Here is a 1,434-nt window from a genome sequence, read left to right as displayed (position 1 = left end):
ATGAAAACGCTGTTTCTGCAGGCTCCGTCGTATGACGGCTTCGACGGTGGCGCGGGCTCGCGCTACCAGGCAAAGCGCGAGATCCGCTCGTTCTGGTATCCGACATGGCTTGCGCAGCCCGCGGCCCTCGTGCCGGGCAGCCGCGTGCTCGACGCGCCCGCCGACGGCCTGGGCGTCGAGGAAACGCTGAAGATTGCCGCCGGATACGACCTCGTCATCATCCACACGAGCACGCCGTCGTTTCCGACCGACGCGCTTTTTGCCGAAGACCTGAAAAAGCGCAAGCCGTCGGTCCTCATTGGCCTGGTGGGCGCGAAGGTGCAGGTCGATCCGCACAATTCGCTGACCGCGACCGAGGCGATCGATTTCGTCTGCCGCGAGGAATTCGATTTCACGTGCAAGGAAATCGCCGAGGGCAAGCCGTTCGCCGAGGTCAAGGGCATCTCGTGGCGCGCGAAGGACGGCTCGATCGAGCACAACGCGTCGCGTCCGGTGCTCGAGAACATGGACGAGCTGCCCTTTGTGGCGCCGATCTACAAGCGCGATCTCAAGATCGAGAACTACTTCATCGGCTACCTGAACTACCCGTACGTGTCGATCTACACGGGGCGCGGCTGCAAGTCGCGCTGCACGTTCTGCCTGTGGCCGCAGACGGTGAGCGGCCACCGCTACCGCGTGCGGTCGGTGGAAAACGTGCTGGAAGAGGTGAAGTGGATTCGCGAGAACATGCCCGAAGTCCGGGAGATCATGTTCGACGACGACACGTTCACCGACGACGCGCCGCGCGCCGAGGCGATCGCGCGCGGTCTCGGCAGGCTTGGCGTGACGTGGTCGTGCAACGCGAAGGCCAACGTGCCGTACAGCACGCTCAAGGTCATGAAGGAGAACGGCCTGCGTCTGCTGCTGGTGGGGTTCGAGTCGGGCGACGACCAGATTCTCGTGAACATCAAGAAGGGTGTGCGCACGGACTTCGCGCGCCGCTTCAGCGCGGACTGCAAGAAGCTGGGCATCAAGATTCACGGCACCTTCATTCTGGGTCTGCCGGGCGAGACGCAGGAGACGATCAGGAAGACGATCGAGTACGCGAAGGAGATCAATCCGCACACGATCCAGGTGTCGCTGGCGGCGCCGTATCCGGGCACGACGCTCTACAGGCAGGCGGTGGAGAACGGCTGGATGGAAGAGAACCGGACGATCAACCTCGTGAGCAAGGAGGGGGTGCAGCTGGCTGCGATCGGCTATCCGCATCTGTCGCGCGAGGAGATTTATCACCATCTCGAGCAGTTTTACCGCGAGTTTTATTTCCGGCCGTCGAAGATCTGGGAGATCGTGCGCGAAATGCTCATGAGCTGGGACATGATGAAGCGGCGTCTGCGCGAAGGCGTGGAGTTCTTCCGCTTCCTGCGCGCGCACGAGGCATGATGGATCGCTTGC

General features: G+C 62.6%; 1 protein-coding gene. It reads left to right on the top strand.

Annotated elements, in window-relative coordinates:
• Positions 1-1,422: hopanoid biosynthesis associated radical SAM protein HpnJ (hpnJ, locus tag BLU17_RS32065; RefSeq protein ID WP_092006757.1), on the top strand; the 1,422-nt coding region annotated here is incomplete at its 5' end.
• Positions 1,423-1,434: the final 12 nt, after the last annotated feature.

The organism is Paraburkholderia lycopersici (genome assembly GCF_900096975.1).
GTDB lineage: Bacteria > Pseudomonadota > Gammaproteobacteria > Burkholderiales > Burkholderiaceae > Paraburkholderia > Paraburkholderia lycopersici.
Note: the sequence above shows the minus strand (reverse complement) of the source record. Positions and strands in the feature narration are given on the sequence as shown.